The following is a 6,015-nucleotide window of genomic DNA, read 5'->3' on the forward strand; positions in this document are numbered from 1 at the left end:
AGCCTACCCGCAAATTTCCATTTTGTCAAGCCATCTACGCCCCGAAACAGGCTGCCGATGGGCTAAATCTTTGTTTTTGTCCACCATGGTTGCTAACGGTTGGGGGTTGTGGCTAGTGGGGGAGTGCGTAGCCTGCGTTTTCGTCCCGTGACGAAAACGAAACGGTGCGGGTGTACCGTTGCGTGTACTTTTATATCCCCCCATTAGCTACACCCCATGTTGTATGCTGGTGTTTCATGTCCACAGGGTGAAAGGTGGCGTATGGAATGCCGTATCTTTCGACCCGATGACATGACGGCCCTAATTTTGTTTTTGTGCGTGGGCAAATACTTAAACCGCCCTTAAAGGCGGTTAGCTGGGCTGGGCTTGGAAGCTCTTTGGCAAGTTTTGGCTGAAGCGGGGCATGTGCGACTTGCCAAAGTGCTTACAAGTGGGGTGGGCTTACCCGTTGTTACCTTACCACCTTTCCCAATGCTTCGAGCAGCTGAGGACTATCCTCCAAACCTATCCGTGCCACGGCGTAGAATTCGCTCATCCAGTCGTCCATCTTGGCGAAGGCAGCATCTTTTGTTTTTGTTGCATCTTGTGATTCTCCAACTTCTTTTAGGTATTCTGCTCTGGCAGCTTCTACTTCAGCTATCAAGGTGTTTGCTGCTGTTAGGGAATCAGTGGTAATTGCTAATCGTGCCAACTTGGCTTGGATGGCGGTATCGGTGGTTGCCACGCTATAGAATTTCTTTGCAGCTTCTATCCATTTTATGTAAGTCCGTGGAAATTCTCCCGAAATGGCCAATTTATCGGCGGTTAAGCTGTCGTTACGGAATATCACCTTTGCTTTTTTGCGTTGCGTTTTAAATACCTTCTCCAATTCTGCTTTTTTATTGGAGAATGCAGCCGATGCAGCAGAAGTTTCGTCATCTTCGGTCTTGTTGAAATCGTAGGATGAACGGGTTTGGGCTAAAAGGTTCTTCCCCTCGGTGATTTTTGCGGAGTCGTAGCCTAGCTCTGCCATAACTGATGCAATTTCGGGTTGTGTTTCTGCATTTTCTATCGCTACACGATAAAGCTCCAACGTGTCGGCTTCTGAATTTTTTGGTCTTGTTGCCATAGGTTTTTGATTTTAGGGTTTGCCATTGGGACAAACAGGTTAAGTAATGTTACATATTGGTTACTTCGACCTGCAATTGCATTGCTTCGACTTACATTTGGTCTGCTTCGACCTGCAATTGCGTTGCTTCGACTTACATTTGGGTTGCTTCCACTTACAATTGCCTTGCTTCGACCTGCATCTGCCTTGCTTCGCGTTACAATTGGGTTGCTTCTGTTTACATCTTTGTTGCTTCGCATTACATTTGGGATGCTCCGACCTTCACTTCTGTTGCTTCTGATAACATTCCTTTTGCTTCTTAGCAAGGCAAACCTAAGGAATATGTCTTTTGTTGATAAATGGATAGCAATAACCATATTATTTTAATACTCTTTCCAGTATTGGCTGTAAAAGTTTTCTGATTCCATAAGCACTTGGTGAGTGCCTGAGGAATTTATGACCCCGTCCTCAAGGATATAAATTCTATCTGCAAGAGACTTGAATGCTTGAATTTTGTGGGAGATTAAAATAGTTGCTATTTCAGATTTAATTTGCTTCAACAAACTTAATACTAGCGATTCCGTTTTTCTATCCATTGCTGATGTAGCCTCATCCAGAATAATGAGCTGTGGCTGTTTTATAAAAGCTCTGAGCATTGATACTACCTGTATTTGACCGCCAGAGAGATTCACTCCTTTTTCACCAACCAGCGTATATAGCCCCATTGGAAACTGTTGCATGAAACCAGAAAGATTCCAGTCATTTATTTTTTGGATTAGCACTTGTGGCTGAACATTGCTGTTAATTAGAATGTTTTCAAGAATGGTGCCGTTGAAGATATGAGGGGTTTGGGGAACGTAACCTACCATACTGCGCCAGTAGTTCGTGTTGATGTCTGTTAGTGGAATACTCCCATTCACTAAAATTTTCCCGTTTTCTACTGGATAATACTTCTCAAGAATCTGGGCAATTGTGCTTTTGCCACACCCGCTCTCGCCAGTAAGAGCCACTAACTCGCCTTTCTTTACGTTGAGGTTGATTCCCTTTAGCAATGCGCTTCTACCCTGGAAACGAAAGTGTACACGTTCAAGTGATAACTCCTTAATGCATTCAATTTTACCTTTAGAATTAGGCTCAGGAGAGACCCCTGTAAATTCAAACATCCTATCAAATGCTATTCGGGCTGAGTTAAATGGGATAGGAAGCATGGCTAAATTCTGCACGGAGGGAATTAGCGCAGAAACGAGGGCGAAAAGAGCCATCAATGCGCCAGTGGTTAATGTATTTTGTATTACAAGAATTCCACCAATAGCCAATACCGATGTGATAAAAAGAACCCCAATAGCACCATAAAGCAGGCTGAGGGATACACCAAGGGAACCCAAAGAAAACACTTTGAACTGGTATGCGCTATATATTGTGCTGCCAACCGATTTGAAATGCGACTCGCTACAAGAACCCTTAACATCGCCAATGCCCTTAATGGTATCTATGTAAAAACTTTCAGTTTGAGCATAACCCTTCATCACCTCTTGCTGCCTAGTTACAATTCGACTATTGTGAGCCCAAATAATGATAAAGTATAGCGGAGCGAAAAGAACAGCAACTACGCCTACTTGCCAAGAGTAATGGAAAATAACAATTAGCGTTACTATAAGCGTGAGCAGGTCTATGAGTAACGTGCCTATTAGTTGGGTTATGGTGTTCTGTATTCGAGATGTATCATTCAGGCGAGCAATCATATCTCCTACCTCACGCCCATCGAAAAATTGCTTGGGTAGGTAAAGCAGCGAGTTGTAGAAATAGTTCACAATCCGGTTGTTAAAGTTCATGCTCTGGCCAATCACCATACGACCTCTCACGTATTGAAGTATGGACCTGATAATAAGCAGCAAAAAAAGCATAAGCGTAGCAGTAATAAGCTTGCTAATGCTGTTGCTGGGGATAATTGTATCAATGAGTTTCTGTGAGAAAATAGCGGTTGCCATTCCCAAGCCTGCAAGAATAAGCCCAATAATTGCGCTCGAGATTAATACATTAATGTCCTCTTTCACCAATTGGTAAAACCAGCTTACCTTACGCTTTTCCTGATGCTTTGCGGTTTCAAAAAAACTATTTGGTTTTAATACGAGGCAGCGTTTGCTTATCCAAATGCTATTTAGCTCGTCCGAAGAGTACTCTCTTATGCCCTCGGCTGGGTTGCCGATGGTAAAAGAATTGTTCTGATATGCAAAGAATACCATATAGTGCTCCAGCTTATCTATTTGCACATGAAGAATTGAGGGTTGGTTGTGTTCCTTTAAGCATTTTGCATCTGCCTCGTACCCTTTTGCGTCGAAACCATTAGCTTTTGCCGCCTCCATTAGCCCCAGTAGTGTAGTTCCAACCCTATCCGTACCGCTATGTTCGCGTAATTGTTCAAGGGTAGCATTGCCTCCGTAGTATCTTATAATGGAGAGCAGGCAGGCAACACCACAGTCCGATTGGTCCTTTTGTATTACAAAGTACCTACCTGTTTTATTTCTCATCATAGAATTCTTGAAGTATTTGCCCAATTGGTACCGCACCTGCGAATTGCTTGGTTAGCTTTTGAGTCTTGCCGTTAAACAAGAATGTTGTTGGGTATCGTTTAACCTTAAGCTCCTTGCTGAAAAGGGAAGTTTCATCGCAGAGGTAAACTATTTTATCTGAAGGATGAATGAATGAAAACTCTAGGATGTACTCAGGGAGCTCTGTGGATATGAATAGTATTTGAATGCCCTCAAGCATATTTTGGGTGTTTACTATATCATGTGCATATTGTTCACAGAAAGAACAGAATGGGCTAAAGAAAACCAATAGTTTATCCTTTCGCATTGACATTGAATACGGAACACCACTATTTGGCTCAAATAGCTGTGTGCTGGGTAATTCTCTGGGACTGAATTTAGCATCCTGAATTCGGTGATAGATTACTAGAGCCATCCAACAAGCTGCTAACGTGAATGACAATAATGTGGTTATTGCGGCTACTCTTTTGGTTGGATTTAGCAATCTGTTTACTCTCCTATACTTACTCATAGTATGACAATTTGTTACTTATTTTTCACTCCTCACACACCTCAATGTTGATTTTATATAGAAAATTATTCTTTGAATTTCGTTGATGCCAGCCGTTGTATTCAGAATACCTCCAAGATTCAATACCTTTACCACCACGTATGCCGTCAAAGGTCCATCCGACGCTAATTGAGTTTACCAAACCATTTTTTGATATTACACTTTCAATATATCCATACCTTATATAATACTCTGCGCTAAGAGCTTCAACAGAAACTATGACTCCCTTACTGGGCATATCAATTTTAAAGGGAGCAAGATTTATTGTTACCCAATTACTATCATCGGATTGCAGAGATGCAATAATTTCATTCTTTAACAATTCTTTACCAATACCTTCACCTCCTTCATACAGCCTTAAACGAAAGGGTCTGTATTTCCATTCTGTTTCAGATTTATTATACATATAAATCTGAACGGATAAGATTTGCCCATTTATATTGTGGCTAGATATTTTTAGTGCTGACTGCGTATTATAGGATATCTGTGTGTGGCCAATAGGTCTTCTTTTTTTATTGCCAATTGTAACTGTTTTGCACTTTTTGGGTTTTACTACAACCTCACCTATTTTATAATGTATACCTGTGAGAATTATAGAGTCGGATGAAAAAAGTGATGATGCCGTCATCTTCTTGGTTAAAAAGCCAATGCAAGATACTATGACTGAATCAGTAGGTGAGATTGCACTATTCATAATATTTACAAAACCATTGGCATCTGACATAAACAACAAATACTTTCCATCAGAATTGATCTGTATATGTGCAAATTCTATAGCTTTACCATTTTTAGAAAGTATTCTTCCTTCCCATTTGAAATAAGATTCCTGAGAACTTGACTTAAAGGCAAATGTTAAAACAAAGACTATTAAAATACATTGTTTTAAAGGTGTGATAAATGACATTTTTATTAGAAATAAAAAATTAGGTATAAGAGGCAGTCTAAAAAGGACTGCCTCTTTTAAAAAGATTACCAGAAGTTGGAACAACCTAGCAAAGGATCGTCATCTTCAACTGCAATCCAAAAGATAAAACGTGTGCAATTATGCTTTTCTCGGCACTCTCCATTTGGCATTATGTACATTTCTCCTGTCGGGACACAATCCCAACCCCAAAACTTTCCTCCTTGGGTAGTTTCCATTTGCTCTAAAGTTAGCTCTTTCATAGTTAAAATTTTTAGTTAGTATTATACACCCATTCCTTATTGTCTACCATTGGGGTGCGCAATGGTAAGCTATGTATACAGAACGGTTTGCAGGAAGACCGTGAATACAATCCAGAACAGTAGCCCCATACCGTACCAGAGCAGTACGAAAAGTAATGATTTACCATATTTTTGTTTCATCAAAAAGGAAATACCTAGCGAAAGAAAAAGTATGTGCACAGCTTCAGCAACATTTACGCACTGCAATGGGTAAAGCAGCCAGTAAGGCAAATTCTTATTGTCGAAAAAGCGAAGTAATGATTGGAAACTAAAGTTGTTGTTCACTGAAGCAAACGAAAATGTTACCATATTGGCAGCTTTGAGTGATATGGCAATAAGGTAGTTCAGGGCAAAAATAAGTTGCGCTTTTAAAGCAATGCCAAATAACTTGGAAAATGAAATTTTTTGATTATTAAGAACACCCCCAATGTTAAGGCAGAATGCAACAAGCAATGTTGGAACAAGCACAATAAGGATAGAGATAGGATAATTGACCCATTGTATATCTCTTTCTTTGGTAATAAAACTATATGATTATCCGTAATTGTACCTAAGTTTTCCATACCAAGTATCTTCGACAGCTGCAACTAGTAGTCTATCAAATAGATTCGCTCCAAAATATCGTC

At 40.3% G+C, this 6,015-nt stretch carries 6 protein-coding genes; all 6 read right to left on the reverse strand.

Going from position 1 to position 6,015, the window contains the following annotated elements; all coding sequences use genetic code 11:
* Positions 1 to 451: 451 nt before the first annotated feature.
* The gene (locus G8O23_RS16885) at positions 452 to 1,108 is read right to left on the reverse strand and encodes a hypothetical protein (protein WP_166367051.1); all 657 of its coding nucleotides are present in this window, start codon (positions 1,106 to 1,108) and stop codon (positions 452 to 454) included.
* A 362-nt stretch (positions 1,109 to 1,470) separates the two neighbouring features.
* Positions 1,471 to 3,618: a peptidase domain-containing ABC transporter gene (locus G8O23_RS16890; RefSeq protein ID WP_166367053.1), complete on the reverse strand. Its 2,148-nt coding sequence runs from the start codon at positions 3,616 to 3,618 to the stop codon at positions 1,471 to 1,473.
* Positions 3,605 to 4,147 (reverse strand): peroxiredoxin family protein, encoded by a 543-nt coding sequence (locus tag G8O23_RS16895; protein WP_166367055.1) that lies wholly within the window; start codon positions 4,145 to 4,147, stop codon positions 3,605 to 3,607. The genes G8O23_RS16890 and G8O23_RS16895 overlap by 14 nt, the downstream gene beginning before the upstream one ends.
* A 25-nt stretch (positions 4,148 to 4,172) precedes the next feature.
* On the reverse strand, positions 4,173 to 5,090 hold the full coding sequence (locus tag G8O23_RS16900) for a hypothetical protein (protein ID WP_166367057.1): 918 nt from the start codon (positions 5,088 to 5,090) through the stop codon (positions 4,173 to 4,175).
* Positions 5,091 to 5,155: 65 nt separating this feature from the next.
* A complete protein-coding gene (locus G8O23_RS16905) occupies positions 5,156 to 5,350 on the reverse strand; it encodes a hypothetical protein (RefSeq protein ID WP_166367059.1) in 195 nt (64 codons plus the stop codon).
* Positions 5,351 to 5,419: 69 nt separating this feature from the next.
* Positions 5,420 to 5,698 (reverse strand): hypothetical protein, encoded by a 279-nt coding sequence (locus tag G8O23_RS16910; protein ID WP_166367061.1) that lies wholly within the window; start codon positions 5,696 to 5,698, stop codon positions 5,420 to 5,422.
* Between the last annotated feature and the right edge of the window lie 317 nt (positions 5,699 to 6,015).

The sequence above is a fragment of the Perlabentimonas gracilis genome (assembly GCF_011174675.1).
GTDB lineage: Bacteria > Bacteroidota > Bacteroidia > Bacteroidales > Tenuifilaceae > Perlabentimonas > Perlabentimonas gracilis.